We start from the raw sequence: 26,943 nt of genomic DNA on the forward strand, positions 1-26,943 counted from the left end.
GCCCGGCGCGGGCCCGCGAACTCCTCGACACGGCAGCCGGGTTGGCGGCCCCCGCCCCCGTGCGCGCACAGGCCGCACTGGTCCACGGGCTGCTCGCCCTGCGCGACGGACCCGTGGCCGACGCCCGCGCGTCCCTGCTGCTGGCCGCCGGACAGGGCGCCCCGGAGCAGGCCCTCGCCGCCCGGCTCGCGGCGGCGGAGGCGGCCTGGGCGCTCGGTGACGCGGAAGGGTACCGGGAGGTCGTCGGCGTCCAGGGCATCCCGCCGGGCCCCGGCGCCGTCCTCGACTACCGCCTCGGCATGTCCGCCTCGCTCGGCGAGCGGTTCCTGGCCGGCCGGGCCGCCCTGACCCGCGTCGTCGAGCAGGCCGCGCGCGGACCGGAGGGCGAGCCGGACGCACTGCTGAGGGCGGGGGCCGCCGCCCTCGTCGCCGGACAGGTCGAGGCCGCCTGCCGGATCGGCAGCAGGGCGCTGGCCGCCGCCCGCGCCCAGGACGCGGCGCCCGAGGTGCCACGGGCCCTGGAACTGCTCGCGTACGGCGAACTGCGCTCGGGCCGGCACGCCCGCGCCCGGGCCCACGCCGAGGAGGGGCTGCGCACCGCCCGCGCCGGTGGCCAGCGCAACCTCGTGGCCGGCCAGCACGCGATCCTCGCCCTGGTCGCCTCCCTGGACTGCGACGCCGGCACCGTCGCCCACCACGCCTCGGCGGCCCAGCACATCGCCGACCGGCACGGCCTCGTACAGACGGCGACGCTCGCCCAATGGGCCCTCGCCCGGGCCGACCTGGCGCGCGGCCGGGCCACCGAGGCGACGGCCCGGCTCGGACCGCTGGCCGCGCCGGGACCGCGCAACGGGCACTTCGCGGTGCGGATGCTCGCCGTGCCCTGTCTCGTGGAGGCGGCGGCCTCGGCGGGGGAGCCGGGCGGCGCGCGCGAGGCCGTCGCGGAGTTCGCCGTGTGGACCGAGCGCGGGTACGACCCGCAGGCCCCGGCCCAACTCGCCCGCTGCCAGGCCCTCCTGGACCCGTCCGACGACCGGTTCGGCGAGGCCCTGGCCCGCCACGACCGCACGGGCGGCGGCGACTTCGAGCGGGCCCGCACCGCCGCCCTGTACGGCAAGTGGCTGCGCCGCACCCGCAGACCGGCCCGCGCCCGGGTGCTGCTGCGCGACGCCCTGGTCGCCTTCGAGCGGTGCGGCGCGGCGGTCTGGGCCGCGCAGACGGCGGCCGAACTGCGGGCCACCGGCGAGGCGCCCGGATATGGTCAACCCCGTTCCGAACTCGCCGAGTTGACCCCGCAGCAACTGCGCATCGCCCACTGCGTCGCCGAGGGTGACACCAACCGTGAGGTCGCCCGCCGCCTCTCGGTGAGCCCGCGCACCGTGGACCACCACCTGCGCAACGTCTTCGCCCAGTTGGGCGTCCGCTCCCGCGTCGAACTGGCCCGGCTCGTGCACCACGCGGAACGGCCCGCCACCGCCTCCTAGGGCGTGTGTCGAAAGTCCTGCCTGCCCCGCGGCGCCTGGCACGCACTCCCCCAAGCTCTTCGAGCAGGGGGGACCCCCGGCGGCGTTGCCGAAACGCCCTAATAGCTCCGCTATGAGGACGCTCCGGCGCCTTGCGATCGCACGCACCAGGCGCCGCGGGGTCCGCCCTTCGGGCGAACGGCAGGACTTTCGACACACGCCCTAGGGCGTCTCCGCAAACACCCTCGCCACATCCCCGTACCGCATCGTTTCCTTCCGGGGGCTGGAGACCGACTGGACGGTATGTCATTCTGCGGGCCCGGGGCGGAGCGGCCGCGCCCCGGCGCGAGCCGAACCGTGGAGGACCGATGCCCGCGCACCTCGTACGCCCCAAGCCCGTCACCACGCCCGCCGCGGTGGGAGTGCTGCGCCGCGCGGCGCTCCCCCTCATGGACCGGCTCCCCGCGCTCACCGACCGGCTGGTGGCGGAACTGGGGGAGCGGGAGCCGGCCTACCGCGCCGCGATCGAGGCCGACCCCGCCGACGTGCGCCGGGAGGTGCGGCGCTCGCTGCGGCACAGTGTCGGCTCGCTCCTCGACCCGGTCCGCTCGCGCGCGGCCGCCCGTGCCTGCTCGGCCCGGATCGGTGCCGAACGGGCCGCGCACGGGCTGCCGTTGGACGCCGTACTGCACGCCTTCCGCCTCGGCGGCGCCCTGATCTGGCAGGCCCTCGTCGACGAGGTGACGGTCCAGCGGCCCGAGGACGCCCACCTCCTGGTCCATCTCGCCGCCGACGTGCGCGGGTTCGTCGACGAGCACTGCACCTGCGTGGCCGACGCCTACCGGCAGGCCGAGCGCGAACTGACCTGGCGGCGCGACAACCGGCGCCGCCTGATGGCCGCCGCCCTCCTCGACGGCGCCACGCGCATCGCCGATCTGCCCGCGGCCGCGGCCGAGTTGGGCCTGTCCGAGCAGGGCCGGTACGCGGTGGTGCTCGTCGCGGGCGGGCAGGGCGCGCCGCTCGTGCTGCCCGGCGAACCACGGGCAGTGTGGCACCCGGGCCCCGACGGGCGGCGCGGCATCGTCCTCCTCGCGGACCGCACGAGCGCCGAACTCGCCGCCGCCTGCCGCCGGACGACGGACCGCACGCCGGGGCTGCGGATCGGGGTCAGCCCGGCCGTGGACGGCCTCGCCGCGGTGGGTGCCGCCCGCCGGCTCGCCGAGACCGCCCTGCGCATCTGCCCCGCCGCAGGCGGCACCGTGCTCCTCGACGACGAACTGCCCGCCGCCCTCGTCGCCGCCGCCCCCGGGCTCGGCCGCCTCCTCGCCGACCGAGTGCTCGGCCCGCTGCTCGCCCTGCCGCCCGCCGACCGCGATGTCCTGCTCGACACCCTGACCGTCTGGCTGGACTGCGACGGCTCCGCCCAGCGGGCCGCCGCCCGCCTCTACTGCCACCGCAACACCGTGCTCAACCGGCTGCGGCGCTGCGAGCAGCTGACCGGGCGCAGCCTGACGCGCCCGGCCGACCTCGTGGAACTCGGGCTCGCCCTGAGCGCGTACCGGCTGCGCCGCGACTGATCATTGCGCAGTTTCCATTGCGCAATTTTCGTTGCGCAACTTTTCTTTCGCATCTATCGTCGAGGCATGACGGAACCACGCCGCATCGCGGACCTCGCCACCCTCAAAGCCTTCGGTCACCCCTTGCGCATGCGGCTCTACGCGGCCCTGAAGATGCGCGGCGCCGCGACCGCCTCGCAGCTCGCGGACGACCTCGACGACGGCACGGCCGTCTCCCTGGTCAGCTACCACCTGCGCAAGCTGGCCGAGCACGGGCTGATCGAGGAGGCCGAGCGCGAGGGCGGCGACGCGCGGGAGCGCTGGTGGCAGGCGGCGCAGGAGTCGCTGCGCATCGACAGCAAGGACTTCCGGGACACCCCGGAGGGCGCCGCCGCGCACACCACCCTGTCCCGCGTCATGTACGACCACCGCCGCGACCACTACCTGCGCTTCCTGGAGCAGCGCGCGGGCTGGAGCGCCGAGTGGCAGGACGCGCACGACAGCTCCGACTTCCTGGCCCGGCTCACCCCCGGCGAACTCAAGGAGATGACCGCCGAGTTGCACGCCGTCGTCGCCCGGTACACGGAGCACGGCAGGACCGCGGACCCCGAGGGCCGCGAAATGGTCGGCGTCCACCTGTACGCGTTCCCGATGAGAGGCTGACCGCGATGGTCCTCGACCCGCTCACCGCCCGGCGTCGCTACAGCGCGGTGTCGTTCCTGTTCTGGCTGCCCATCGGCCTCTGCGTCCCCGTACAGGTGCTGCTGCTGACCGAGCGGGGCGTGTCCCTGTCCGCCGTCGCCGCCCTGTTCGCCGTGCACTCCCTGACGGCCGCCGCCCTCGAACTGCCCACCGGGGGACTCTCCGACGTCCTCGGGCGCCGCGCCGTCCTCGCCGCGTCCGGCGTGCTCACCGCCGCCGCCCTCGCCCTGACCGGACTCGGCACCTCCGTCTGGATCCTGGCCCTGGCCATGGCCCTCAAGGGCGCCGCCCGCGCCCTCAACAGCGGCCCCGCGGAAGCCTGGTACGTCGACACCGTGCACGCCCACGAAGGGCCCGAGGCCGAACTGCGCCCCGGTCTCGCCCGCGGCGGCGCCGCCAGTGCCGTCGCCCTCGCCCTCGGCACCCTGGCCGGCGGCCTCGGCCCCTGGCTGCTCGACCGCGACGGCCGGCTCGAAGCGGCCACCGGCCTGCCGGTGCTCGCCGTGCCGCTGCTGCTCGGCGCGCTCATCAGCGCCCTCTACGTCGGCTACGTCATGGTCGCCCTGCCCGAACCGCCGCGCCCGCCCGCCACCCTGCGCGGCGTCCTCGCCGGGATCCCCGGCGCCATCACGGCCGGTGTCCGCCACACCGCCCGGGACGCCCTGGTGCGCCGCGTCGTGCTGACCGCCGCCGCCGTCGGCAGCGCGCTCGGCGTCGTCGAACTGCTCACCCCGGGCCGCGCCGCCGACCTCACCGGCAGCGCCGACGGCGGCGCCGTGCTGTACGCGGTGCTGGCCTGCGCCGGATTCTGCGGCACCGCCCTCGGCAACCGCCTCGCACCGCTCGCCGCCCGCCTGGCCCGCAGCGGCGAACGGGCCGTGCTCGCCGGGGAGTTCACCGCCGTACTCGGCGTCGCGCTGCTGTGCGCCACGGCGGCGACGGGCCTCGTCGTCCCGGCCGCCCTCGGCTATCTGCTGGTCTACGTGGGCATCGGCGCGGCGAGCCCCAGCGTCAACGAGTTCCTGCACTGCCGCACCGACAGCTCGGGGCGCGCCACGGCCCTGTCCGTGCAGTCCCTCGCCCTGCAACTCGCGGGAGCCGGCGTGGGCCTGCTGGCGGGCGCCCTGCCGTCCGGAGCCGCGGCCTGGCTGCCCGGACTGCTCGGCCTGACGGCGGGCGCACTGCTGTGGACCCGCCGCGCAACGCCCGTAACTCCCCTCACGAGGAGGACAGTCGACCGGGGAGTGGCTACAGCCCCAGCGCCTTCGTCTCGGTGAGCCGCTCCACCGCCGCCTTGTCGCCCTCCAGCTGCACGTCCGCCGCAGCCTGCCGGCCGAACGCGAACATCAGCAGTTCGGACGGCTCGCCGGTGACCGTGACCACCGGAGTGCCCTTGTGGGCGACCGCCGTCTGCCCGTCGGGCCGCCGCAGCACCAGCCCGACCGGCGCCTTGCGGCCCACCATCCGGGCCATCCGCGACAGCCGGGACCACAGGGCCTCGGCGAAGACCGGGTCCAGCTCACGCGGCGACCAGTCGGGCTGCGCCCGGCGCACGTCCTCCGAGTGGACATAGAACTCCACCGCGTTCGACGCCTCGTCGACCTGCTTCAGGGAGAAGGGCGAGAACCGCGGCGGACCGGTCCTGATCAGCTGGATCAGCTCCTCGTAGGGCTTCCCGGCGAACTCCGCCTGGACGCGGTCCAGCCGCGCCGAGAGCTGTTTGACGAGGATTCCGCCCGCCGCGTCGAGGCGCCGCTCGCGCACCACGACATGGGCCGCGAGATCACGGGCGGTCCACCCCTCGCACAGGGTGGGCGCCTCAGGGCCCGCCGCCTCCAGCAGGTCCGCGAGAAGAAGCCGTTCACGCTTGGCATGGGTCGACATGGCCGCCAGCCTACGACCGGCCCACCCGTCCGGACAGTGGACGCGGACAGAACCCACACAAGTCGCGCGGCACAATGGCACCCATGACCCGCCAGACCCAGCCAAGCGACCTCGATCCGGCCATCGCCGCCCGCCTCAAGCGCAGCGCCGACGGCCTGGTGCCCGCCATCGCCCAGCAGTACGACACCGGCGAGGTGCTGATGCTCGGCTGGATGGACGACGAGGCACTGCACCGCACCCTCACCACGGGCCGCTGCACCTACTGGTCGCGCAGCCGCCAGGAGTACTGGGTGAAGGGCGACACCTCGGGCCACTTCCAGCACGTGAAGTCCGTCGCACTCGACTGCGACGCCGACACCCTGCTCGTCAAGGTCGACCAGGTCGGCGCGGCCTGCCACACCGGCGCCCGGACCTGCTTCGACGCCGACGTCCTCCCCGTCACCCAGTAAGGTCGGCCGCCATGGATCTTGAGACCTTCCGCAAGCTGGCGACCGACCGCCGAGTGATCCCCGTCAGCCGCAAGCTCCTCGCGGACGGCGACACCCCCGTCGGCCTGTACCGCAAGCTCGCCGCCGAACGGCCCGGCACCTTCCTCCTGGAGTCCGCGGAGAACGGCCGCTCGTGGTCCCGCTACTCGTTCGTCGGCGTCCACTCGGCCGGCACCCTCACCGAGCGCGACGGACAGGCCCACTGGCTGGGCACCCCGCCCGTCGGCGTCCCCGTCGACGGCGACCCCCTCGACGCCCTGCGCGCCACGGTCGAGACCCTGCACACCCCGCGCTACGACGGCCTGCCCCCGTTCACCGGCGGCATGGTCGGCTACCTCGGCTACGACATCGTGCGCCGCCTGGAGAAGATCGGCCCCGGCGACCGCGACGACCTGAAGCTGCCCGAGCTGACGATGCTGCTCACCAGCGACCTCGCCGTCCTCGACCACTGGGACGGCTCCGTCCTGCTCATCGCCAACGCGATCAACCACAACGACCTCGACACCGGGGTCGACGAGGCGTACGCCGACGCCGTCGCCCGGCTCGACGCCATGCAGGCCGACCTCGCCAAGCCCGTCGACACCGCCCCGGCGGCGCTCCCGCCGTCCGAGCTGCCGGAGTTCAGCGCCCTGTGGGGCGGCGAGCAGTACCAGGCCGCCGTCGAGGACATCAAGGAGCGCATCCGCGCGGGCGAGGCCTTCCAGGTCGTCCCCTCCCAGCGCTTCGAAACCCCCTGCACGGCAAGCGCGTTGGACGTCTACCGCGTCCTGCGGGCCACCAACCCGTCCCCGTACATGTACCTCTTCCGCTTCGACGGATTCGACGTCGTCGGCTCCTCGCCGGAGGCCCTCGTCAAGGTCGAGGACGGCCGCGCCATGGTCCACCCCATCGCCGGCACCCGCCCGCGCGGCGCCACCCCGCAGGCCGACCAGAGCTACGCCGACGAACTCATCGCCGACCCCAAGGAGCGCGCCGAGCACCTGATGCTCGTCGACCTCGGCCGCAACGACCTGGGCCGCGTCTGCGAACCGGGCTCCGTCGAGGTCGTCGACTTCATGTCCATCGAGCGGTACTCGCACGTCATGCACATCGTGTCCACCGTGACCGGCACCGTCGCCGAGGACCGGACCGCCTTCGACGTGCTCACCGCCTGCTTCCCGGCCGGCACCCTCTCCGGCGCCCCCAAACCCCGCGCCATGCAGATCATCGACGAACTGGAGCCCTCGCGCCGCGGCCTGTACGGCGGCTGCGTCGGCTACCTCGACTTCGCCGGCGACTCCGACACCGCCATCGCCATCCGCACCGCACTGCTGCGCGAGGGCACCGCGTACGTGCAGGCGGGCGCCGGAGTCGTCGCCGACTCCGACCCCGTCGCCGAGGACACCGAGTGCCGCAACAAGGCCGCGGCGGTGCTGCGCGCGGTGCACACGGCGAACCGACTCGGCGCGCACACAGTGTGACGTGACGCACGCCTCCCGCCCCAAAGCCCCCTCCACCTGTACAGAGGGGCGATAGTGGAGTACGTGACTGCCGTACCGCACCCCCGTACCGAAGCCGCCGAGAACGGCCCCGCCGCCAAGCGCGGCCGGCGCAGCCTCGCCGTCGCGCTGCTCTTCGGGGCCCTCGGCGCCACGGTCGCGCTGCTCGCCTCCCGCCAGGAGTGGTGCTCCGGCGTCGCGGCCGTCGCCGGCGGCGACCTGAAGCTGTCCGCCAAGGGCAGCGACGTCACCGGCGTCCCGGCCGCCCTGGCCGTCGTGGGACTGGCCGCGCTCGTCGCCGTGTTCGCGGTGCGCCGCGCCGGCCGCTTCCTGGTCGCGGCGCTGCTCGCGCTCTCCGGCGCGGGCGCCGTAGCCGCCGCCGTGCTCGGCGCGGACGACAGCTCCGCCCTCGACGACAAGGCGGCGCAGGCCTCGGGCAACGCCGCGACCACCATCGACGCGCTCACGCACACCGCCTGGCCCTACGTCGCCGCGGGCGGCGGCGCCCTCATCCTGATCGCCGGGATCCTCGCCGTGATCTACGGCGCGGCCTGGCCCTCGATGGGCGGCCGCTACGAGCGCTCGGGCGCCCCCCGCGCCCAGAAGCAGAAGGCCATCGACCCGGACCGCCCCGAGGACCTGTGGAAGGCCCTGGACCGCGGCGAGGACCCGACGGGCGCCTGAAGCCCGTCCATGAACCCCCCGTGCCGGAGCTCCGCCCCGGTACGGGACAATGAGCGCAAGCAGCCTTAAGCAACGCGCTGGTCAGCTGAGAGAATTACGCAACGAGGAGCAAGCCATGGCGGACAGCAGCCACGGACACACCCCGGCCGCCTGGACCGGTGTCATCATCGCCTTCATCGGTTTCATCGTCGCGGGCGCCTTCATGGTGATGGGCAGCATCGCCGGCTTCTGGGTCGGCATCGCCGTGATAGCTCTGGCGGCGGTGGTCGGCGGCGCGATGCACATGGCCGGTCTCGGCAAGCCGCGCCGCGCCGAGCTGAAGCTGAACACGTCCGGCTCGCAGGCCTGAGCCACAGGCACCCGAGGGGCGGTCGGCGACACGGTCGCCGGCCGCCCCTTCGTGTCGCCGACAGGCGGAGGGCACCCCTCCGGGGCAGAATTCACGCGTGACCGTCGAGACGACCGACACCGCGCCCGCCCGCACCCACGACCACCCCGGCCTCCTGCGCCGGACCGCGGTACCGCTGGGCATGCTCGCCGGTGTCGCGGCGGCCTTCGCCTACGTCGGCACCGTCGACCCCAACCAGCCGGGCCACTACCCGGCCTGTCCGCTGCTCCAGATCGCCGGGATCTACTGCCCGGGCTGCGGCGGACTGCGCAGCGCCCACGCGATCGCGCACGGCGACCTCACGGCGGCGCTCGGCGACAACGCCCTCGCGGTCGTCGGCTATGTCCTCTTCGCCGTGGGATGGAGCGTGTGGGCCGTGCGGGCCGCCCGGGGCCTGCGGGGCGCGCCGTTCGGCCTGCGGCCCGGCCGCACGCACCTGTGGGCGCTCGGCGCGGTCGTGCTCGCTTTCACAGTTGTCCGGAACCTGCCCTTCGGTGGCTTCCTGCACCCTTGATCATCTGTATCTGTCCAGGTAGTGGGACCATCGTCAACCGGATGCGGAGCCTCAGCCCGGCTCCGGATATCATTTCAGTGACCAGCAGATTGCCCAGTGAACTGTCAGAAGGGAGTCCGCTCGCGTGAGTGTGCTCGACGAGATCATCGACGGAGTCCGTGCCGACCTCGCGGAACGGCAGGCGCGCGTCAGCCTCGACGAGCTCAAGGAGCGCGTGGCGAAGGCTCCCGCGGCCAAGGACGGTGTCGCGGCCCTGCGCGGCGACAGCGTCAAGGTCATCTGTGAGGTCAAGCGGTCCAGCCCCTCCAAGGGTGCGCTGGCCATGATCGCCGACCCGGCCGGCCTCGCCGCCGACTACGAGGCGGGCGGCGCGGCCGTCATCTCCGTACTGACCGAGCAGCGCCGCTTCGGCGGCTCGCTGGCCGACCTGGAGGCCGTCCGCGCCAAGGTCGACATCCCGGTCCTGCGCAAGGACTTCATCGTCACGTCGTACCAGCTGTGGGAGGCCCGCGCGTACGGCGCCGACCTCGCCCTGCTGATCGTGGCCGCCCTGGAGCAGCCCGCCCTGGAGTCCCTCATCGAGCGCGCCGAGTCCATCGGTCTCACCGCGCTCGTCGAGGCCCACGACGAGGACGAGGTCGAGCGGGCGGTGGACGCCGGGGCCAAGGTCATCGGCATCAACACCCGCAACCTCAAGGACCTCACCGTCGACCGCGGCACCTTCGAGCGCGTCGCGCCCGACATCCCGGACCACATCGTCAAGGTCGCCGAGTCCGGTGTCCGCGGCCCCCACGACCTCATCGCGTACGCCAACGCGGGCGCGGACGCGGTCCTGGTCGGCGAGTCCCTCGTCACCGGCCGCGACCCGAAGGCCGCCGTCGCCGACCTGGTCGCCGCGGGCGCCCACCCGGCCCTGCGGCACGGACGGTGACCTGAACCATGGCCATTTCCGCTCGCCTCGCCCCCGGCTGCCGCCCCCGCGGCTGCCGGGCTCCGGCGCGGCGTGTGCGTGGCCGCCGGGTCCGCTACCACATCGGCGCGGAGCCGGGCCAGATCAACGGCATGCGATGGCAAGCGCCCCGTTAGGGGCGCGGGACTGTACTCGATCTGCGGCTGCCGCCGCGTGCGCGCGAGCGACCACGAACGGCCCGCGACCGACGTAACACCCATGCCCCCACGGCGTTTATTCATCACCCGAACCCACCGTGAGGTTTCCGCATGCCCAGCGAGTACTTCATTCCGGACCCCGAGGGTCTGGTCCCCAGCGCCGAGGGCTATTTCGGCGCGTTCGGCGGCAAGTTCATCCCGGAGGCGCTGGTCGCCGCCGTGGACGAGGTCGCCGTCGAGTACGACAAGGCCAAGACCGACCCCGAGTTCGCCCGCGAGCTCGACGATCTCCTGGTCAACTACACCGGCCGCCCCAGCAGCCTCACCGAGGTGCCCCGGTTCGCCGAGCACGCCGGCGGCGCCCGGATCTTCCTCAAGCGCGAGGACCTGAACCACACCGGCTCGCACAAGATCAACAACGTGCTCGGCCAGGCCCTGCTCACCAAGCGCATGGGCAAGACCCGCGTCATCGCCGAGACCGGCGCGGGCCAGCACGGTGTGGCCACCGCCACCGCCTGCGCGCTGTTCGGCCTCGAATGCACCATCTACATGGGCGAGATCGACACCCAGCGCCAGGCCCTGAACGTGGCCCGCATGCGCATGCTGGGCGCCGAGGTCGTCGCCGTGAAGTCCGGCAGCCGCACCCTCAAGGACGCCATCAACGAGGCGTTCCGCGACTGGGTCGCCAACGTCGACCGCACGCACTACCTGTTCGGCACGGTCGCGGGACCGCACCCGTTCCCCGCGATGGTCCGCGACTTCCACCGCGTCATCGGCGTCGAGGCCCGCCGCCAGATCCTGGAGCGCGCCGGACGCCTGCCCGACGCGGCGATCGCCTGCGTCGGCGGCGGCTCGAACGCCATCGGCCTGTTCCACGCGTTCATCCCCGACGGCGACGTCCGCCTCGTCGGCTGCGAACCGGCCGGCCACGGCATCGAGACCGGCGAGCACGCGGCGACCCTGTCCGCGGGCAACCCCGGCATCCTGCACGGTTCGCGGTCGTACGTCCTTCAGGACGAGGAGGGCCAGATCACCGAGCCCTACTCGATCTCGGCGGGCCTCGACTACCCGGGCATCGGCCCCGAGCACGCCTTCCTCAAGGACAGCGGCCGCGGCGAGTACCGCGCCGTCACCGACGACGCGGCCATGCAGGCGCTGCGCCTGCTGTCGCGCACCGAGGGCATCATCCCGGCCATCGAGTCCGCGCACGCCCTCGCGGGCGCGATCGAGGTCGGCAAGGAGCTGGGCAAGGACGGGCTGATCATCGTCAACCTGTCCGGGCGCGGCGACAAGGACATGGACACGGCCGCGCGCTACTTCGGCCTGTACGACACCGACGCCACCGTCGCCGCCGATGCCACGGGCGAGCAGGCCGAGATCGAGGGGGACGCCAAGTGAGCGGCAACGTCCAGCTGTTGAGTGACACCCTGGCCGGCGCCAAGGCCGAGGGCCGCGCCGCCCTCATCGCCTACCTGCCCGCCGGCTTCCCGTCGGTCGACGGCGGCATCGAGGCGGTCAAGGCCGCCTTCGACGGCGGCGCCGACGTCGTCGAGGTGGGCCTGCCGCACTCCGACCCGGTGCTCGACGGCCCGGTCATCCAGACCGCCGACGACATCGCGCTGCGCGGCGGCCTCAAGATCAAGGACGTCATGCGCACCGTGCGCGAGGCGTACGAGGCGACCGGCAAGCCGGTGCTCGTCATGACGTACTGGAACCCGATCTACATCTACGGCGTCGAGCGGTTCACCACCGAACTCGCCGAGGCGGGCGGCGCGGGCTGCATCCTGCCCGACCTGCCGGTGCAGGAGTCCGCCGAGTGGCGCCGGCACGCGGAGAAGAACGGTCTCGGGACCGTCTTCGTCGTGGCGCCCAGCAGCCAGGACGCGCGCCTGGCCACCATCACGGCGGCCGGTTCCGGCTTCGTCTACGCGGCCTCGCTGATGGGCGTCACCGGCACCCGTGAGTCGGTCGGCAACCAGGCCAAGGAACTCGTCGAGCGCACCAAGGCCACCACCGACCTGCCGGTCTGCGTCGGCCTCGGTGTCTCCAACGTGGTGCAGGCCCGGGAGGTCGCCTCCTTCGCGGACGGGGTCATCGTCGGCTCGGCGTTCGTGAAGCGGATGCTCGACGCCCCCGACGAGAAGGCCGGCCTGGAGGCCGTCCGCACCCTCGCCGCCGAGCTCGCCGAAGGTGTACGGGGCACGAAGTAACACGGAGTCACGTACCCCTTACGGGTGGAATACGTTGCGGGGAGGCACGTTGGTGCCTCCCCGTCTCGTTGGCGCGGGTGTGAGTGAGAAGAACCGTGAGGGAAAGCGCGCCGCCCGCGAGCGACTGGCCGCGGAGCGCGAGAAGCAGAAGGCCGCGGAGAAGCGGCGCCGGACGTTGATCGTGGGCGCGAGCGTCGTCTGCGTGCTGGGCCTGGCCGCCGTGATCGGCGTGGTCGCCGCCAATTCCGGTGACGACGGCGGCGGTGACACCGCGTCGGGCCCGGTGAGCGCGCCGCAGGGCGCCGCCGGCACCGACAAGCTGGCGGTCCCCGTCGGCCAGGACACCGCCACATCGACCCTCACGATCTGGGAGGACTTCCGCTGCCCGGCGTGCAAGTCCTTCGAGGACAACTACCGCACGACGCTCCACGAGCTGACCGACGCCGGCAAGGTGAAGATCGAGTACCACCTCGTCACGCTCATCGACTCGAACATGGGCGGCAGCGGCTCCCTGCGCGCGGGCAACGCGGCGGGCTGCGCCCAGGACGCCGGAAAGTTCCGCGACTACCACGACGTGCTGTACGAGAACCAGCCGGAGGAATCGGACGACGCGTTCTCCAAGAACAGCAAGCTGCTGGAGCTGGCCGGCAAGGTCGACGGCCTGACCACGGACACCTTCAAGTCGTGTGTGAACGACGGCAAGCACGACACCTGGATCCAGCAGAGCTACAAGAAGTTCCAGGACGACAAGCTCGGGGGCACCCCGACGGTGATCCTGAACGGCAAGACCCTGGATCTGAACTCGCTGACGCCGGACAAGCTGAAGCAGCAGGTGGAAGCCGCCGACAAGTAGTCCGTTACGGAGCCGTTGCCGGGCTGCCGGACGCTGTCCCGGCCCGACACGGTAGCGTCGACCCTGCCATGGAACTTGCCTACATCCCCAGTCCGTCGCGCGGGGTCGTCCACCTCGGACCGATCCCGCTGCGCGGCTACGCGTTCTGCATCATCATCGGCGTCTTCCTGGCCGTCTGGCTCGGGAACAGGCGCTGGATCGCCCGCGGCGGGCGGGCCGGCACGGTCGCCGACATCGCTGTCTGGGCGGTGCCGTTCGGACTGGTCGGTGGACGTCTGTACCACGTGATCACGGACTACGAGCTGTACTTCAGCGAGGGCCGTGACTGGGTGGACGCCTTCAAGATCTGGGAGGGCGGCCTCGGTATCTGGGGCGCCATCGCGCTCGGCGCGGTCGGCGCCTGGATCGGCTGCCGCCGCCGTGGCATCCCGCTCCCGGCGTGGGCCGACGCCCTCGCGCCCGGTATCGCGCTGGCCCAGGCCGCGGGCCGCTGGGGCAACTGGTTCAACCAGGAGCTGTACGGCAAGCCGACCGACGTCCCGTGGGCGCTGAAGATCACCTCCGACACGGACGGCCGGGTTCCGGGCACGTACCACCCGACGTTCCTGTACGAGTCGCTGTGGTGCATCGGCGTCGCGCTGCTCGTCATCTGGGCCGACCGCAGGTTCAAGCTCGGGCACGGGCGGGCGTTCGCGCTGTATGTCGCGTCGTACTGCGTGGGGCGGTTCTGGATCGAGTGGATGCGGGTGGATGACGCGCACCACATCCTTGGGCTGCGGCTCAATGACTGGACGGCGATGGGGGTCTTCCTGCTCGCCGTGATCTACATGGTCGTTTCGGCGAAGACGCGGCCCGGGCGCGAAGAGGTTGTCGAGCCCGGCGCTGAGGACTCCGTCGTGGACCTGGACAAGGGTGACCCGGAGTCGGAGCCGGAGTCGGACTCTGAGCCCGAGGTCGCCGCCTCCAAGGCTGAGACCGAGTCCGAGGCCGAGTCCGAGGCCGAGGCCAAAAAGGGCTGACGCCCGGTAGTCGTTCGTCTGCGCGCCACGTCGTGGCTGGTCGCGCAGTTCCCCGCGCCCCTGGAAGCGAGCTCCGCTCGCCCAGGGGCGCGGTGCGTGACGCAGCCTTCAGGGGGAGGGGAAGACGCGCGTAGCGCAGTCTTCAGGGGCGCGGGGAACTGCGCGAGAAGCGGCCACCGGCCGGTGGTGGACCGACGGCCTCTTCAGGGGCGCGGGGAACTGCGCGAGAAGCGGCCACCGGCCGGTGGTGGACCGACGGCCTCTTCAGGGGCGCGGGGAACTGCGCGATCAGTGTCACCGGGACGCCAGGTCGAGGACCCGGTGCGCGCCGGCGACCACGGCGGCGTCCACGAAGCGACCGTCGGCCAGCGCCAGCGCCCCGGCGTCGACGGCCGCCGCCGTGACGATGTCGCGGGCCGCCGCCACCTCGGCCTCCGTCGGGCGGAACGCCTCCTCGATCACGGGGAGCTGGCGCGGATGGATCGCGGTGCGGCCCAGGAAGCCGAGCGCGCGGCCCTCGGCGCAGGAGCGGGCCAGGCCCGCCGTGTCGCGGATGTCCGGGTAGACGGACTGCGGCGGCGGAGGCAGGTGCGCGGCCCGGGCGGCGACCACCGCCCGGCCGCGTACCCAGGAGAGCCCCGCCGCGTCCGCGACACCCAGGTCCGCGCGGAGATCGGCCTCGCCGAGCGCGATGCCCCGCACGGCGGGATGGGCGGCGATCTCGTAGGCGTGCTCGATGCCGAGGGCCGATTCGAGGAGGGCGTACAGCGGGGGCGTCGTACCCGCCCAGTCGGCGACCCGGTCCAGGTCGGCCGGACCGGTCACCTTCGGCAGGCGCAGCGCGTCCAGGCCGGGGAGCCCTGCCAGGCGGCGCACCTCTCGCTCGGCGAGCGGCCCGTCCAGCGCGTTGACGCGGACGTGCACCGGTACCGGGTGCCTGTCGGCGAGGAGTTCGGCCGTCGCGTCGAGCGCGTAGGCCTTGCGGTCGGGGGCGACCGCGTCCTCCAGGTCGACCAGGACCACGTCGGCGCCGGAGCCCAGCGCCTTGGCGACCACATCGGGGCGGTCCCCGGGAACGTACAGCCAGGTGACGTACAACGTGCTCATACCGCACCAGCCTCCCGCAAAGCGCTCACATCCGCCTCCGACAGGCCGAGGCCGGAGAGGATCTCGTCGGTGTCCGCGCCGTGGCCGCGGCCCGTCCAGCGGATCCCGCCGGGGGTCTCGGAGAGGCGGAAGAGGACGTTCTGCATCTTGACCGTGCCGAGGTCCGGGTCGGGGAGTTCGGTGACCGTCTCCAGTGCCTGGTACTGCTCGTCCCGGAGTACGTCGGTGATGTCGTTGATCGGGGCGATCGCCGCCTCGGCCCGCTCGAAGGCGGTCACGACCTCGTCGCGGGTGTGGGCGGCGATCCAGCCGCCGACCGCGTCGTCGAGGGCGTCGGCGTGCGCGGCCCGGCCGGCGCCGGTCGCGAACCAGTCCTCGTCGATGAACTCGGGGCGGCCCACCAGGTGCATCACGCGCTCCGCGATCGACTGGGCGGAGGTGGAGACCGCGACCGACTTGTCGTCGCTGGTGCGGTAGGTGTTGCGGGGCGCGTTGTTCGTGGAGCGGTTTCCGGTACGCGGCTGTACGTAGCCGAGCTGGTCGTACCAGGTGGCCTGCGGGCCGAGGATGGCCAGCATCGGCTCGATGATCGCCATGTCGACGATCTGGCCGTGGCCTGTCACGTCCCGGCCGCGCAGGGCGGCCATCACCGCGTACGAGGTGGCGAGCGCCGCGATGGAGTCGGCGAGCCCGAAGGGGGGCAGGGTCGGCGGGCCGTCCGGCTGGCCGGTGATCGCGGCGAAGCCGGACATCGCCTCGGCGAGCGTGCCGAATCCGGGGCGGCGCGCGTACGGGCCGAACTGGCCGAAGCCGGTGACGCGGGCCAGGACCAGGCGGGGGTTGGCGGCGCTCAGCTCGTCCCAGCCGAGGTGCCACTTCTCCAGGGTGCCGGGGCGGAAGTTCTCGATGATCACGTCCGACTCGGCGGCCAGCTTGAGGAGGACCTCGCGGCCGCCGGGGGAGGAGAGGTCGAGGGTGAGGTTCTTCTTGTTGCGGCCGAGCGTCTTCCACCACAGGCCGACGCCGTCCTTGGACGGGCCGTGGCCGCGGGAGGGGTCCGGCTTGCGCGGGTGCTCGATCTTGACGACCTCGGCGCCGAAGTCGCCGAGCATCGTCGCGCAGAGCGGCCCGGCGAACAGGGTGGCCAGGTCGAGGACCTTCAGGCCGGTCAACGGTCCGTCGGCAGTGGGTTGGTGAGGGGTCGTCATGCGCGGGCCTCCAGAGTGAGCCGGGCCAGTTCGTCGAAGCCGATGCCGTCGAAACCGGCGACCGTGGTGGCGAGCCGGTTCTTCAGCGGAGCCGTCCAGGACGGGGGAAGGGCGGCCGGGTCGCCCGCGAGCAGGCCCGCGATCGAGCCGGCCGTGGCGCCGTTGGAGTCGGTGTCCCAGCCGCCGGACACCACGCGGGTGATGGAGCCCGCGAAGTCGCCGTCGGCGTGGGTGAGGGCCGCGGCCAGCAGCGCGGCGTTGGGCAGGACGTGCACCCAGTGGTGATCGGCGTAGCGCCGGTGCAGGGCGTCCACGACCCGCTCGAACGCCTCGGGCGTGCCGGTGGGTTCGGCGGCGGCGGTGTCGATGCCGAACCGGATCGCCTCGGCGTAGCGGGAGCCGGGCGGGACGTGGGCGAGCGCCGCGGCGAGCGTCTCGTGGACCGTGGTGGGGGCCGGGCCCGCCGCGTGGGCGATCGCGGCCGCCACGAACATCTCGCCGTAGACACCGTTGGCGGTGTGCGTCAACGAGGCGTCCCGATGCGCCAGTTCGGCGGCGCGGGCCGGGTCGCCCGGATGGGTCCAGCCGAAGATGTCGGCTCGGATCTGGGCGCCGATCCACTCGCGGAACGGATTGCGGTACGTCGCCGTGAGCGGCGGCTCCAGGCCGGCGAGGAGGTTGCGGTAGGCGACGCGCTCGGCGGTGAAGGTGCGGCCCGCCGGGAGCTCGTCCAGCCACAGCTTCGCCACGTCGTCCGTGGTGAAGTCGTGACCGTGACGCTGGATCAGGAGCAGCCCGAGCAGCGGGTAGTTGAGGTCGTCGTCCTCCGGCATGCCGTCGATGTTCTCGGCGAGGGAGGTGGGGCGCGAGCGGCGGTTCCAGGGGTGCTCGCGCGCGACCTCCGGGTCCAGGCCCCGCTCGGTGAACCAGGCGGTCAGGGGCCAGTTGCCGGTGGACCGGGCGATCGCCCGGATGCCGGTCACGGTCAGCTTCTCGACCGGCTTGCCCAGCAGGCAGCCGGCCGCCCGGCCGAGCCAGGCGGCGTGCAGGCGGCGCAGTTCGGTGTCCGGATCAGGGGTCGCGCGTGTGGGCGCGGGCGCCTCAGGGGCCCGGTACACCGCCGGTTCCGTCACGGCGAGCGGCGACGGAAGGGCCGCCAGCTCGTCCAGCAACTCCTCGGCCAGCGAGCGGAGTTCGGGCGTGGCCGGGGTCGCGGACGCGCCCGCTCGGTCCGGCGCGAGATGGCCGCCCGCGGCCACCCAGCGCTCCTCGATCCCGGCGGCGGCGCGCCCGTCCTGGGCCGCCTGGCGCAGCTCGTGCCCGATCAGGTCCTCGGGCTGCACCCAGGTCAGTCGCAGCATCACCGGCTCGCGATCGCCGCGAACGCGGCCTCGTGGGCGCGGCGGCGCTCCAGGTCGCGGCCGTGCACCTCGCGCGTGACCTGGGCGAGGGCCGCCGCAGGGGTGTGCAGGTCCAGCTTGCTGGCCCGCGCGATCTCCGTGCTCCACTCCTTGGGGACGGCCTGCTCCCCGTACAGGGCGCCGACGATCGCGCCGCTCATCGTGGCGATCGAGTCGCAGTCGCGGCCGTAGTTGACCGAGCCGAGGACGGTGTGGCGGAAGTCGCCGCGGCCGACGAGCAGCATGCCGAGCGCGACGGGGAGTTCCTCGATGGCGTGCAGCCGGGAGGGGCGGCGGGCGCCGAGCGAGGGCTTGCGGTACTCCGGGCCGACCGTGTCGAACGGGGCGACCGCCTCGCGCAGCGGCTTCAGCGCGCCCTCGAAGTCGTCGTGGCGGGCGGCCACTTCGCAGACCGCCTCGATCGCCGACCGGGTGCCGTCCTTGGCGAGCTTCAGGGTCTCCTCGACGACCGACTCGGGCGTCGCGCCCGGCCGGTACGCCGCGGCCACCGCCGCCGCGAAGACACCCGCGGCCTCCCGGCCGTAACTGCTCTGGTGGGCGCCCGCCACATCCAGCGCCTCGTTGTACGCGGCCAGCGGGTTGCCCGCGTTGACCGCGCCGACCGGCGCCATGTACATCGCCGCGCCGCAGTTCACGATGTTGCCGACGCCCGCCTCGCGGGGGTCCACGTGGCCGTAGTGGATGCGGGCGACGATCCACTTCTCCGCGAGGAAGATGCGCTGCAGCGGCAGGGCCTCCGCCTCCAGCTCGGGGATCCAGCGGGGCGTGCCGATCAGGTCGGGGACCAGGTGGTCGGCGACGGCGTACGCGTCGAGGTGGTCGCGGACCTTCTCGTACACGCGGACCAGCGCGTGCGTCATGAGGGTGTCGTCGGTGACGTGCCCGTCGCCCTTGTGGTACGGCGCGATGGGCCGGGCCGTCTTCCAGTCGTCCTTGTAGAACGGCTCGACGATGCCGCGCACCCGGCCGTTGTGCCGCTCCGCGATGGCCTCGGGGGTCCAGCCCTCGACGGGGCCGCCGAGCGCGTCACCCACGGCCGCGCCGACCAGGGCGCCGGTGGTGCGGTCTTCCAGGGAAGGGAGGGAGGGGACGTTGCTCATGCCGGAGTTCCTTCTGCGGTGAGGGAGATGGAGTGATGCGCGGGAGGCACAGTGTCGGCCAGGCGGGCGGCCAGGTCCGTGAGGTCGGTGCCGGCGAGGCCCGGCAGGGCGCAGCCGGCGAGGACGCGGCAGGCGTCGCGCCAGGTGTCGGGGATCGCTTCGGCGCCGCCGACCGCCCCGGTGAGCGCGCCGGCCAGGGCGGGAGCGCTGTCCGCGACGCGGGAGAGGCAGGCCGCGGTGGGCACCGCCTCGGACACCGCGCCCGCGGCGGCCGTCGCCACGGCGAGGGCGACCGGGACGGTCTCCGCGGCGGCGATGCCGTAGCTGTAGACGTGGTCGACGATCTCGTGTTCCAGGACCGGGACCAGGGCGAACGCGTTGCCCGGCAGGCCCGGACGGGCGGCCGCCGCGGCGCGGCCGAGCTCGACGGCCCGGTGCGCGTTGCGGTGGATCTCGGTGCCGTCGGGGAGCTGGGCGAGGGCCGCGTCGACGCAGGCGTCCACGAGGGCGCCGCCGAGCGCCGCGGAGACGGCCGCGGCCATCGCGCGGGCGCCGTACACGCCGTCGCCGTCCTGGGTGTAGCGGGCGTCGAACTCGGCGAGGTCCGCGGCCCGTTCGGGTTCGCCCGGGTGGACGACGGCGAGGACCGCGGCGCGGACGCAGGCCGCGTCGTCGAAGTAGTGCGGGTTGTCGTGGCCCGTGGCGGGTGGGCGCAGGCCCGCGGCGAGGTTGCCGAGGCCGGCCCGTACCGAGATGCGGGCGCGCAGCGGGATCTGCGCCGACTCGATCTCGTCGGCGCGGGCCGCGGCCGCCGCGATCTCGTCGGCGAGGGTGTTCCAGGCGAGGGAGAGCGCGGAGCGGACGCGGTGGTCGGGGGGCAGGTCGCCGAGGCCGTCGGCGTGGGCGGCGAGGACGGCCTGGGCCGTGAACGCCGCCCATTCCGCGTCGTCGGAGGGGCCGAGACGGAGGGGTTCGGGGGGCTGGTTCAGGGCGATGGGGACGGGGAGCGTCGTCGTCGCGTTCTGCTCCGCGAAGGTGTCCAGTTCGCGGGTGAGGCGGCGGGTCCAGTCGGGGAGGCGGGCCGCGCGGTGTCGTCCCGACGGCCAGCCGGCTGCGTCTCCGGCGGCGATGCCGAGGAGGAGGCCCTCGATGCGGTCGGGTGTCATGTGCGGGCCTTTCGGGTCTGCGGGGTGCTTGTGCGGGGATCGGTCTCGTCGCCGGGTGCGGCCCGGTGGGGCTTCTCGCGCAGTTCCCCGCGCCCCTGAAGCGAGCTCCGCTCGCCCAGGGGGAGGCGCGCGAAGCGCAGGCCTTCAGGGGCGCGGGGAACTGCGCGATCAGCCCCCACCGGGCGGCACTGTGGAGGATGGGGTGGCATCAGGCCACCGCCCCGGCGTGGTCCGGTGGGGGTGGGGTCAGGTTGTCGGCCACGTCCAGGATGTGGCGGCCCGCCATGGAGGGGAGGCAGCTGCCCCGGACCGGGCCGATCGCCGAGGACCACGCGGCCGGGATCGAGGCCTCGCCGCGCAGGGCCCCGGCCAGCGCCCCGGCCACCGCGGCCGTGGTGTCCGCGTCCCGGCCCATGTTGACCGCCGTCAGCACCGACTCGCGGAAATCGCCCCGGGCCACCGCGAACGCCCCGAACGCGAGGCCGACGGCCTCCGGCGCCAGGTCCGTCCACGGGTAGCCGCCGATGACGACGGCCTTGCGCACGGCCCGCTCCATGGAGAGCTGGGTGCCGTCCGGGTCGCGGCGGGCCCGGCGGGCGGCCGACACGGCACGGTGCAGGGAACGCGCCGTCCAGGAGTCGTCGGGCACCACCGAAAGCGCCGCCTGGACCACGGCGTCGGGACTGTGGCTGACCATGGCGGCAGCCACCCCGGCGGCCACGGCCCGGCCCCCGAGGATGCCCTCGCCGTCGTGCGACACCGTGCCGTCGATCGCCACGAGCCGGGCCGCTTCGGCGGGGCGCCCGGCCGCGTACACCCCGAAGGGCGCCGCGCGCATGGCGAGCCCGTCGCTCCACGCGTGCCGGTGCTGGGCGGAGATGGGCGCGGCGAGCCCCCGGCGCAGGTTCTCCAGGGTGCCGCGCTCACTGAAGCCCGCGCCCCGGAACGGACCCTCGTCCCGGTCCGCGATCCAGGTGTGCCAGGCCCGCTCGACGTCCTCGACCGTCAGCCCGGCGCCGTGCTCGGCGAGCAGCAGCCCGGAGAAGATCGCGTACTCGGTGTCGTCCGTGCCGGCCGGGTTCTCCGACACGAATCCCTCGATGCGGCCCCAGCGTTCGCGGATCTGGGACGGCTTCATGTTCTCCGCGGGGGCGCCGAGCGCGTCCCCGACGGCGAGTCCGAGCAGCGCGCCCCGGGCGCGGTCGCGCAAGGAGATCGGGGCCGGGGGAGGGGGCTGCGGGACGGTGCGCAGCCTGCGTGCCGACGGGTCCGGGTCGACGCTGACGCTCATGGTGTGTTCGTGCTCATTTCTGGGGTCGTGCGGGTCGTGCCGGTCGCGCTGGTGGTGCTGTTCAGCGCTGGTAGCGGTCGAGGATGCGGTTGCCGTCCCCGGCCAGGCGCTTGCGGAGGTCGGCGATGCCGATCGCGCCGTTGTAGTACTCCTGGTAGGCCGGAGTGGCGATCTTGTCCTTCCACTCGGCGTAGCCGCGCACCCCGAGGACGGGGGAGGGGCGCAGGGAGGCCGCTATGTCGGCGCCGGTCCGCCAGCCGTACGTCGTCGTGGTCAGGGCGGGGTCCTTGAGGGCCTCGGTGCTCGTGGGCAACAGCCAGTCGCCGCGCGCCAGTTGGACCTGGTGCCTGGCCTGGGTGAGGTACGCGACGAAGGCCGCGGCCTCCTTCTTGTGCCGGCTGTCCTCGGAGACCGAGAGGGTCTGCGGCGCGGTGCCCTGGGCCAGTCCGCCGGCGCCCGACGGCATCGGCAGCACCGTCCAGTCGAAGCCCTTGGGGGCCTGCTGCTGCACCTGCTGGCGGTAGGAGAAGTTGAGCGGCAGCATCGCGTAGCGGCCCGCGAAGAAGCCCGGCAGCGTGTCGGAGCCCGACATGCCGAGGCCCGACTTGGGGGCGGTGCGGTCCTGGTCGACCTGGCGGTTGATCAGCTGCGCGACGGCCGAGTCGGCGCCGTCGTAACGGATCTCGTTCTTGCCGTCCTTGTCCTTGTAGAAGATCCGGCCGTCGGTGGACAGGGACAGGTTCACGGACTGGCTGACCGGTTCCTTCATGGACCAGGCGACGCCGTAGCGCTCCCTGCCGTGCGTCAGCCGCTTGGCGACGGCCTCGAACTCGTCCCAGGTCCAGGGGCGTTCGGCCGTGGGCACGCGGACGCCGGACTCCTTGAGCAGCTTCGCGTTGGCGATGATCACGCGCGGCTCCTGGAGGAACGGGACGCCGTAGATCTTGTCGTCGTACGTGGTCGTCGCCCAGGCCGCCTTGGGGATGTCCCGCTTCAGGGATTCGGGCAGGTACGGGGACAGGTCCGCGAGGTAGCCGCCGTAGCCGAAGTCCGTGAGGTCGGAGGCGTCGTCGTGGAAGATGTCCGGCGCCTCGCCGCCCTCGAAGGAGGTGAGGAGCTGGTCGTGGATGTTGTCCCAGCTGCCCTGGATGTACTTGACCCGGACGTCCGGGTGGGCCTTGTTCCACCGGGCGACGAGCGTCTTGTTGGCGTCGACCGACTCCTTCTGCCAGGCCAGGCTGAGGAATTCGAGGGTGATCGTGCCGTCGGCCGATTCGGAGTCCGAGCCGCCGCAGCCCGCGACGGCGGCCGTGGCCAGGCCCGCCGCGGCGGCGGTGAGGAAGGTGCGCCTGCGCATCAGCCCTTCACCGCCCCGCTCATCATGCCGCCGACGAGCCGCCGCTGGAGCAGCGCGAAGAAGACGAGGCTGGGGATGGTGGCCAGGACCGAGGCGGCGGCCAGCGGGCCGAGGTCCGCGACGCCCTCGGCGCCGAGGAAGCGGGTGAGGATGACCGACATCGTCTGGTTCTCCGGGGACTTGAGGAGCACGAGGGCGAAGAAGAACTCGTTCCAGGCGGTGACGAAGGAGAACATCAGCGTCGCCACCAGGCCGGGCGCGAGGAGCGGCAGGACCACGCTGACGAGCGTGCGGAAGCGGCTCGCGCCGTCCATCGCCGCCGCCTCCTCCAGGGAGGTCGGCACCGACTTCACGTAGCCCTGGAGCATCCACAGCGAGAAGGGCAGGTTCCAGACGACGTACACGATGATCAGGCCGAGGAGACTGTCGATCATGTGCAGGTTCTTCAGGACCAGGAACAGCGGGATGATCACCAGGACGAACGGGAACATCTGGCTGACCAGGATCCAGGCCGTGCCCGCCTGGCTGACCCGCGTCTTGTAGCGCACCATCACGTACGCCGCCGGGACCGCGATCGCGACCGAGATCACCGAGGCGCTGACCGCGACGACCAGGCTGTTGAGCGCCGAGCGCAGCAGCGGCTGGGCGTCGAAGGCCGCGCGGTAGTTGTCCAGGCTCGGGTGCTGGGGGATCCACGTCGGGTCGATCGAGCCCAGTTCCTGCGCGGACTTGAAGGACGTGGAGATCAGCCAGAGGAAGGGGAAGGCCAGGAAGACCATGTAGCAGAGCAGGGCGAGGTACTGACCGGCCCGGCCGGCCACCCGGGGGAGGGGAGTGCTCATGCCGAGGCCTCCACATCTTCCTTGAGCTTCTTGCGGAGGAACACGGTGAGCAGCACCGCGATCACCGCGACCATGACCAGGCCCATCGCGGCCGCGTAGCCGAACTGGCCGTATTTGAAGGCCTCTTCGTACGCGAACAGCATCGGCAGCCGGGTCTTGCCGCCGGGCCCTCCTTGCGTCAGCACGTACACCAGGCCGAAGGAGTTGAAGTTCCAGATGAAGTTGAGCGCGGTGACGGCGAGGACGACGGGCTTCAGGGCCGGCCAGGTGACCGTGGTGAAGCGGCGCCACAGGCCCGCGCCGTCGAGCTGGGCGGCCTCGCGCAGTTCGTGCGGCACGTTCTGCAGACCGGCCAGGAGCACGACCGTCGTCTGCGGCATGCCCGCCCAGACGCCCACGACGATGACGGCCGGGAGCGCGTAGGAGAGGTCGGAGAGCCAGTCGATGTTCTCGTGGATCAGGCCGAACTGCGTCAGCGTCTTGTTCAGCACGCCCGCGTCCGAGTGGTAGACGAGCCGCCACATGATGCCGACGACGACCTCGGGCATCGCCCAGGGGACGAGCGCGAGGGTGCGGGCCAGCCAGCGGAACCGCAGGTTCTGGTTGAGCAGCAGGGCGAGGCCCAGGGCCAGCACGAACTGCAGCGCCGTCACGCACACGGCCCAGATCAGGCCGATGCGGAACGATTCCCAGAACAACCCGTCGTGGCGCAGGTCCAGGAAGTTGTCCACGCCGACGAACTGGGTGGGGGCGGTGCGGCCCGCCTGGGAGTCCGTGAAGGCGAGCGAGATGCCGTACAGAAGGGGGCCCACGCTGAGTATCAGGATCGGGATCAGCGCGGGGAGCAGCAGGAACCAGGCGCCCCGGTCCAGACCCAGCGCGCGTTTGCGCTGGTCCGGAGTGCGGGGCGGCGGTGTGCCGCGGCTGCCCGGGACGGCATTGTCCCGGGAGGCGGTGAGACTCATGGCTCGAACCTCGTGACTCTCAACTGTCGGGCGCCGCCCGGCCCGTGGAGGCGCGGACGACGAGGCGGGGCGGGGCGGTGGTGGAGCTGGGGGTGGTGGCCTCGGCCACCGGCTCGGCGGGGTCGAGGCGGTGGAGCAGGAGTTCGGCGGCGCGCCGGCCGCGTTCGGTGGAGCCCAGGTCGACGCTGGTCAGCGGCGGCCAGCCGGCCTGCGCGAGCATGCTGTCGTCCATTCCGGCGACGGCGACGTCCTCGGGTATGCGCAGGCCGCGGGCGTGCAGGGCGCGGGCGGCGCCGAGCGCGAGCTGGTCGTTGGCGCAGAACACCGCGTCGGGGCGGCCCTGCGCGAGCAGCCGGTCGGCGGCCTCGGCACCCGACTCGATGCCGAAGTCCGTGTGCACGACGAGCTCCGGGTCGTATACGAGTCCGCAGTCGGTCAGGGCCGCCCGGTAGCCCTCGTCGCGGTTGCGGCCGGGGACCGTGTCCGCCGGGCCGTTGACGAAGGCGATCCGGCGCCGGCCGGTGTCGTGCAGATGGCGCACGGCGAGCGCGGCGCCCGCGACGGAGTCGGCACGCACACTGTCCACGGGCACTCCGTCGGGCAGCGAACCTATGACCACGACCGGGCCCGCCGCGGTGCGCAGCGCCTCGATGTGGGCGTCCGTGATGCGGATGGGGCAGATGATGAGGCCGTCGCTGGTGCGGTCGCCGAGGCTGCGCAGCACCGCGAGCTCGTCGTCGACGACGGCGTCCGTGGAGTGCAGGAGCAGCCGGTACCCGGCGGCCTTGGCGACGGTCTGGATGGCGCGGACCATCGCCACGTACACCGGGTTGCCGATGTCGGGCATCGCGAAGGTGAGCTGGCGGGTGCGGCCGCCCTTGAGGGAGCGGGCCACCGCGTTCGGCACGTAGCCGAGTTCGGCGGCGGCGCGCTCGACCTTGAGGACGGTGTCGCGGCGGGCCCCCACGCCGTTCAGGACACGGGAGACGGAGGCGATGGAGACGCCGGCGCGCTCCGCGATCGACACGACCGTCGGTTGACCCGTGTGCGTACCCATCGCGCTACCCCCATACGTCGGTTCTGTCAGGCGTGTCCGGGAGATCCCGTCTCCTGTAAACGTTTCCCGCATCTGGAAACGTTTACAGATGTTGCGTTCATATTTCCCGGGCCGTCAACGAAACGATCGCGTGATCCATCTCACGGGTGATCCGAGGAAGGTCCAGTTCAGGGAGTGCCGAGGTTGTTGCGCAGGGTGCAAAACCCCAGGTAAGTACGGCCTTCCTTGCTAGCGGGGCCCCTGATTCGTGCGTACTTTCGGAGACGTAGAAAGCATCTGAGGGGACGGGGATCAGCACCATGGCCATCATCGAGACCGAGGCGACGCTTCACGACGCGCACCGGGACAACCACACGCACCGCGATGTGAACGGCGGCTGGCTGCGCCCCGCGGTGTTCGGTGCGATGGACGGGCTTGTCTCCAACTTCGCGCTGATGGCCGGTGTCGCGGGCGGCGCCGTCTCCCAGCAGACGATCATCATCACCGGGCTTTCGGGACTGGCCGCGGGCGCCTTCTCCATGGCGGCCGGCGAGTACACCTCCGTCGCCTCCCAGCGCGAGCTGGTCGAGGCCGAACTCGACGTCGAGCGGCGTGAGTTGAAGAAGCATCCGGCGGACGAGGAGCGGGAGCTGGCCGAGCTGTACATCTCGCGCGGCGTCGAGCCCGAACTCGCCCGGCAGGTCGCCGAGCAGCTCTCCAAGGACCCCGAGCAGGCCCTGGAGATCCACGCCCGCGAAGAGCTCGGCATCGACCCGGGTGACCTGCCCTCGCCGACCGTGGCCGCGGTCTCCTCCTTCGGCGCGTTCGCGCTGGGCGCGCTGATCCCCGTACTGCCCTATCTGCTCGGGGCGAGCGACCTGTGGCCGGCCGTGGTGCTCGCGCTCATCGGGCTCTTCACGTGCGGGGCGGTCGTGGCCAAGGTGACGGCCCGCTCGTGGTGGTTCAGCGGACTGCGGCAGTTGGCCCTGGGCGGGGCCGCGGCGGGTGTGACCTATCTCCTGGGCAGCCTTTTCGGAACGGCAGTAGGTTGACGGTCGCCAGGTGACGGCCGGATGATGGCTATACATGGCCCTGCATAAGTAG

27 protein-coding genes are annotated in these 26,943 nt (G+C 72.9%); 16 read left to right on the top strand and 11 right to left on the bottom strand.

Annotated elements, in window-relative coordinates; translation table 11 throughout:
- The 4 genes from ACFVDP_RS33545 to ACFVDP_RS33560 form a co-directional block, all read left to right on the top strand.
- The coding region (locus ACFVDP_RS33545; RefSeq protein ID WP_383498026.1) for a LuxR C-terminal-related transcriptional regulator at positions 1 to 1,484 on the top strand (1,484 nt) is incomplete at its 5' end.
- Between the two features lie 347 nt (positions 1,485 to 1,831).
- A complete protein-coding gene (locus ACFVDP_RS33550) occupies positions 1,832 to 3,040 on the top strand; it encodes a PucR family transcriptional regulator (RefSeq protein ID WP_383498028.1) in 1,209 nt (402 codons plus the stop codon).
- Positions 3,041 to 3,106: 66 nt separating this feature from the next.
- On the top strand, positions 3,107 to 3,682 hold the full coding sequence (locus tag ACFVDP_RS33555) for an ArsR/SmtB family transcription factor (RefSeq protein ID WP_383498030.1): 576 nt from the start codon (positions 3,107 to 3,109) through the stop codon (positions 3,680 to 3,682).
- Between the two features lie 5 nt (positions 3,683 to 3,687).
- Positions 3,688 to 4,998, top strand: coding sequence for an MFS transporter (locus ACFVDP_RS33560; protein WP_383498032.1), 1,311 nt, complete (start codon positions 3,688 to 3,690; stop codon positions 4,996 to 4,998).
- On the opposite strand, the gene ACFVDP_RS33565 is transcribed toward ACFVDP_RS33560, so the two are convergent.
- Entirely contained in the window at positions 4,970 to 5,605 is a 636-nt protein-coding gene (locus ACFVDP_RS33565) for a TIGR03085 family metal-binding protein (protein WP_383498034.1), read from the bottom strand. The genes ACFVDP_RS33560 and ACFVDP_RS33565 overlap by 29 nt on opposite strands.
- An 83-nt stretch (positions 5,606 to 5,688) precedes the next feature.
- Between ACFVDP_RS33565 and hisI the strand changes: the two genes are divergently transcribed.
- The 11 genes from hisI (at position 5,689) to lgt (ending at position 14,346) form a co-directional block, all read left to right on the top strand.
- Positions 5,689 to 6,054 carry a phosphoribosyl-AMP cyclohydrolase gene (gene hisI, locus ACFVDP_RS33570; RefSeq protein ID WP_383498036.1) on the top strand — a complete coding sequence of 122 codons (366 nt, stop codon included), beginning with the start codon at positions 5,689 to 5,691 and terminating at the stop codon, positions 6,052 to 6,054.
- An 11-nt stretch (positions 6,055 to 6,065) separates the two neighbouring features.
- Complete coding sequence (locus ACFVDP_RS33575) at positions 6,066 to 7,553, top strand: anthranilate synthase component I (RefSeq protein WP_383498038.1); 1,488 nt, start codon at positions 6,066 to 6,068, stop codon at positions 7,551 to 7,553.
- A gap of 54 nt (positions 7,554 to 7,607) precedes the next feature.
- A complete protein-coding gene (locus tag ACFVDP_RS33580; RefSeq protein ID WP_383498040.1) occupies positions 7,608 to 8,255 on the top strand; it encodes a TIGR02234 family membrane protein in 648 nt (215 codons plus the stop codon).
- Positions 8,256 to 8,370: 115 nt separating this feature from the next.
- Complete coding sequence (locus ACFVDP_RS33585) at positions 8,371 to 8,604, top strand: HGxxPAAW family protein (protein ID WP_383498042.1); 234 nt, start codon at positions 8,371 to 8,373, stop codon at positions 8,602 to 8,604.
- 97 nt (positions 8,605 to 8,701) lie between these two features.
- The gene (locus ACFVDP_RS33590) at positions 8,702 to 9,157 is read left to right on the top strand and encodes a DUF2752 domain-containing protein (protein WP_383498044.1); all 456 of its coding nucleotides are present in this window, start codon (positions 8,702 to 8,704) and stop codon (positions 9,155 to 9,157) included.
- Between the two features lie 124 nt (positions 9,158 to 9,281).
- Positions 9,282 to 10,088, top strand: coding sequence for an indole-3-glycerol phosphate synthase TrpC (gene trpC, locus ACFVDP_RS33595; RefSeq protein ID WP_383498046.1), 807 nt, complete (start codon positions 9,282 to 9,284; stop codon positions 10,086 to 10,088).
- A gap of 8 nt (positions 10,089 to 10,096) precedes the next feature.
- Positions 10,097 to 10,243 carry a tryptophan biosynthesis modulator TrpM gene (gene trpM, locus ACFVDP_RS33600; RefSeq protein WP_383498048.1) on the top strand — a complete coding sequence of 49 codons (147 nt, stop codon included), beginning with the start codon at positions 10,097 to 10,099 and terminating at the stop codon, positions 10,241 to 10,243.
- Between the two features lie 132 nt (positions 10,244 to 10,375).
- On the top strand, positions 10,376 to 11,662 hold the full coding sequence (trpB, locus tag ACFVDP_RS33605; protein ID WP_383498050.1) for a tryptophan synthase subunit beta: 1,287 nt from the start codon (positions 10,376 to 10,378) through the stop codon (positions 11,660 to 11,662).
- On the top strand, positions 11,659 to 12,474 hold the full coding sequence (trpA, locus tag ACFVDP_RS33610) for a tryptophan synthase subunit alpha (protein WP_383498052.1): 816 nt from the start codon (positions 11,659 to 11,661) through the stop codon (positions 12,472 to 12,474). The genes trpB and trpA overlap by 4 nt, the downstream gene beginning before the upstream one ends.
- Before the next feature lie 79 nt (positions 12,475 to 12,553).
- Positions 12,554 to 13,327, top strand: coding sequence for a thioredoxin domain-containing protein (locus tag ACFVDP_RS33615; protein ID WP_383498054.1), 774 nt, complete (start codon positions 12,554 to 12,556; stop codon positions 13,325 to 13,327).
- Positions 13,328 to 13,395: 68 nt separating this feature from the next.
- The gene (lgt, locus tag ACFVDP_RS33620; protein ID WP_383498056.1) at positions 13,396 to 14,346 is read left to right on the top strand and encodes a prolipoprotein diacylglyceryl transferase; all 951 of its coding nucleotides are present in this window, start codon (positions 13,396 to 13,398) and stop codon (positions 14,344 to 14,346) included.
- A 294-nt stretch (positions 14,347 to 14,640) separates the two neighbouring features.
- Here the strand turns inward: lgt and ACFVDP_RS33625 are convergent, their stop codons facing one another.
- From ACFVDP_RS33625 to ACFVDP_RS33670, 10 genes are all read right to left on the bottom strand, one after another.
- Positions 14,641 to 15,453, bottom strand: a complete 813-nt coding sequence (locus ACFVDP_RS33625) for an HpcH/HpaI aldolase/citrate lyase family protein (protein WP_383498058.1) — start codon at positions 15,451 to 15,453, stop codon at positions 14,641 to 14,643.
- Positions 15,450 to 16,661, bottom strand: coding sequence for a CaiB/BaiF CoA transferase family protein (locus ACFVDP_RS33630; RefSeq protein WP_383498060.1), 1,212 nt, complete (start codon positions 16,659 to 16,661; stop codon positions 15,450 to 15,452). The genes ACFVDP_RS33625 and ACFVDP_RS33630 overlap by 4 nt, the downstream gene beginning before the upstream one ends.
- Entirely contained in the window at positions 16,658 to 18,022 is a 1,365-nt protein-coding gene (locus tag ACFVDP_RS33635) for an ADP-ribosylglycohydrolase family protein (RefSeq protein ID WP_383498062.1), read from the bottom strand. The genes ACFVDP_RS33630 and ACFVDP_RS33635 overlap by 4 nt, the downstream gene beginning before the upstream one ends.
- Entirely contained in the window at positions 18,022 to 19,182 is a 1,161-nt protein-coding gene (locus ACFVDP_RS33640) for an ADP-ribosylglycohydrolase family protein (RefSeq protein ID WP_383498064.1), read from the bottom strand. Before ACFVDP_RS33640 ends, ACFVDP_RS33635 begins: the two co-directional genes overlap by 1 nt.
- The gene (locus ACFVDP_RS33645; protein ID WP_383498066.1) at positions 19,179 to 20,348 is read right to left on the bottom strand and encodes an ADP-ribosylglycohydrolase family protein; all 1,170 of its coding nucleotides are present in this window, start codon (positions 20,346 to 20,348) and stop codon (positions 19,179 to 19,181) included. Before ACFVDP_RS33645 ends, ACFVDP_RS33640 begins: the two co-directional genes overlap by 4 nt.
- 208 nt (positions 20,349 to 20,556) lie before the next feature.
- A complete protein-coding gene (locus ACFVDP_RS33650) occupies positions 20,557 to 21,639 on the bottom strand; it encodes an ADP-ribosylglycohydrolase family protein (protein ID WP_383498068.1) in 1,083 nt (360 codons plus the stop codon).
- A gap of 61 nt (positions 21,640 to 21,700) precedes the next feature.
- Positions 21,701 to 22,996, bottom strand: coding sequence for an ABC transporter substrate-binding protein (locus tag ACFVDP_RS33655; RefSeq protein WP_383498070.1), 1,296 nt, complete (start codon positions 22,994 to 22,996; stop codon positions 21,701 to 21,703).
- Positions 22,996 to 23,838 carry a carbohydrate ABC transporter permease gene (locus tag ACFVDP_RS33660; RefSeq protein WP_383498072.1) on the bottom strand — a complete coding sequence of 281 codons (843 nt, stop codon included), beginning with the start codon at positions 23,836 to 23,838 and terminating at the stop codon, positions 22,996 to 22,998. The genes ACFVDP_RS33655 and ACFVDP_RS33660 overlap by 1 nt, the downstream gene beginning before the upstream one ends.
- Positions 23,835 to 24,803 carry a carbohydrate ABC transporter permease gene (locus ACFVDP_RS33665; protein WP_383498074.1) on the bottom strand — a complete coding sequence of 323 codons (969 nt, stop codon included), beginning with the start codon at positions 24,801 to 24,803 and terminating at the stop codon, positions 23,835 to 23,837. Before ACFVDP_RS33665 ends, ACFVDP_RS33660 begins: the two co-directional genes overlap by 4 nt.
- Positions 24,804 to 24,822: 19 nt before the next feature.
- Positions 24,823 to 25,860, bottom strand: a complete 1,038-nt coding sequence (locus ACFVDP_RS33670; RefSeq protein ID WP_383498076.1) for a LacI family DNA-binding transcriptional regulator — start codon at positions 25,858 to 25,860, stop codon at positions 24,823 to 24,825.
- 299 nt (positions 25,861 to 26,159) lie between these two features.
- Here ACFVDP_RS33670 and ACFVDP_RS33675 point away from each other — a divergent pair, with 299 nt between their 5' ends.
- On the top strand, positions 26,160 to 26,891 hold the full coding sequence (locus ACFVDP_RS33675) for a VIT1/CCC1 transporter family protein (protein WP_383498077.1): 732 nt from the start codon (positions 26,160 to 26,162) through the stop codon (positions 26,889 to 26,891).
- Positions 26,892 to 26,943: the final 52 nt, after the last annotated feature.

The organism is Streptomyces sp. NPDC057694, assembly GCF_042799415.1.
Classification (GTDB): Bacteria; Actinomycetota; Actinomycetes; order Streptomycetales; family Streptomycetaceae; genus Streptomyces.

Excerpts from the sequence above, each read along its gene's own strand:
- ACFVDP_RS33550 (WP_383498028.1), top strand. The coding sequence starts at position 1,832 with ATGCCCGCGCACCTCGTACGCCCCAAGCCCGTCACCACGCCCGCCGCG.
- ACFVDP_RS33555 (WP_383498030.1), top strand. The coding sequence starts at position 3,107 with ATGACGGAACCACGCCGCATCGCGGACCTCGCCACCCTCAAAGCCTTC.
- ACFVDP_RS33560 (WP_383498032.1), top strand. The coding sequence starts at position 3,688 with ATGGTCCTCGACCCGCTCACCGCCCGGCGTCGCTACAGCGCGGTGTCG.
- ACFVDP_RS33565 (WP_383498034.1), bottom strand. The coding sequence starts at position 5,605 with ATGTCGACCCATGCCAAGCGTGAACGGCTTCTTCTCGCGGACCTGCTG.
- hisI (WP_383498036.1), top strand. The coding sequence starts at position 5,689 with ATGACCCGCCAGACCCAGCCAAGCGACCTCGATCCGGCCATCGCCGCC.
- ACFVDP_RS33575 (WP_383498038.1), top strand. The coding sequence starts at position 6,066 with ATGGATCTTGAGACCTTCCGCAAGCTGGCGACCGACCGCCGAGTGATC.
- ACFVDP_RS33585 (WP_383498042.1), top strand. The coding sequence starts at position 8,371 with ATGGCGGACAGCAGCCACGGACACACCCCGGCCGCCTGGACCGGTGTC.
- trpM (WP_383498048.1), top strand. The coding sequence starts at position 10,097 with ATGGCCATTTCCGCTCGCCTCGCCCCCGGCTGCCGCCCCCGCGGCTGC.
- trpB (WP_383498050.1), top strand. The coding sequence starts at position 10,376 with ATGCCCAGCGAGTACTTCATTCCGGACCCCGAGGGTCTGGTCCCCAGC.
- lgt (WP_383498056.1), top strand. The coding sequence starts at position 13,396 with ATGGAACTTGCCTACATCCCCAGTCCGTCGCGCGGGGTCGTCCACCTC.
- ACFVDP_RS33625 (WP_383498058.1), bottom strand. The coding sequence starts at position 15,453 with ATGAGCACGTTGTACGTCACCTGGCTGTACGTTCCCGGGGACCGCCCC.
- ACFVDP_RS33630 (WP_383498060.1), bottom strand. The coding sequence starts at position 16,661 with ATGACGACCCCTCACCAACCCACTGCCGACGGACCGTTGACCGGCCTG.
- ACFVDP_RS33635 (WP_383498062.1), bottom strand. The coding sequence starts at position 18,022 with ATGCTGCGACTGACCTGGGTGCAGCCCGAGGACCTGATCGGGCACGAG.
- ACFVDP_RS33640 (WP_383498064.1), bottom strand. The coding sequence starts at position 19,182 with ATGAGCAACGTCCCCTCCCTCCCTTCCCTGGAAGACCGCACCACCGGC.
- ACFVDP_RS33645 (WP_383498066.1), bottom strand. The coding sequence starts at position 20,348 with ATGACACCCGACCGCATCGAGGGCCTCCTCCTCGGCATCGCCGCCGGA.
- ACFVDP_RS33650 (WP_383498068.1), bottom strand. The coding sequence starts at position 21,639 with ATGAGCGTCAGCGTCGACCCGGACCCGTCGGCACGCAGGCTGCGCACC.
- ACFVDP_RS33655 (WP_383498070.1), bottom strand. The coding sequence starts at position 22,996 with ATGCGCAGGCGCACCTTCCTCACCGCCGCCGCGGCGGGCCTGGCCACG.
- ACFVDP_RS33660 (WP_383498072.1), bottom strand. The coding sequence starts at position 23,838 with ATGAGCACTCCCCTCCCCCGGGTGGCCGGCCGGGCCGGTCAGTACCTC.
- ACFVDP_RS33665 (WP_383498074.1), bottom strand. The coding sequence starts at position 24,803 with ATGAGTCTCACCGCCTCCCGGGACAATGCCGTCCCGGGCAGCCGCGGC.
- ACFVDP_RS33670 (WP_383498076.1), bottom strand. The coding sequence starts at position 25,860 with ATGGGTACGCACACGGGTCAACCGACGGTCGTGTCGATCGCGGAGCGC.
- ACFVDP_RS33675 (WP_383498077.1), top strand. The coding sequence starts at position 26,160 with ATGGCCATCATCGAGACCGAGGCGACGCTTCACGACGCGCACCGGGAC.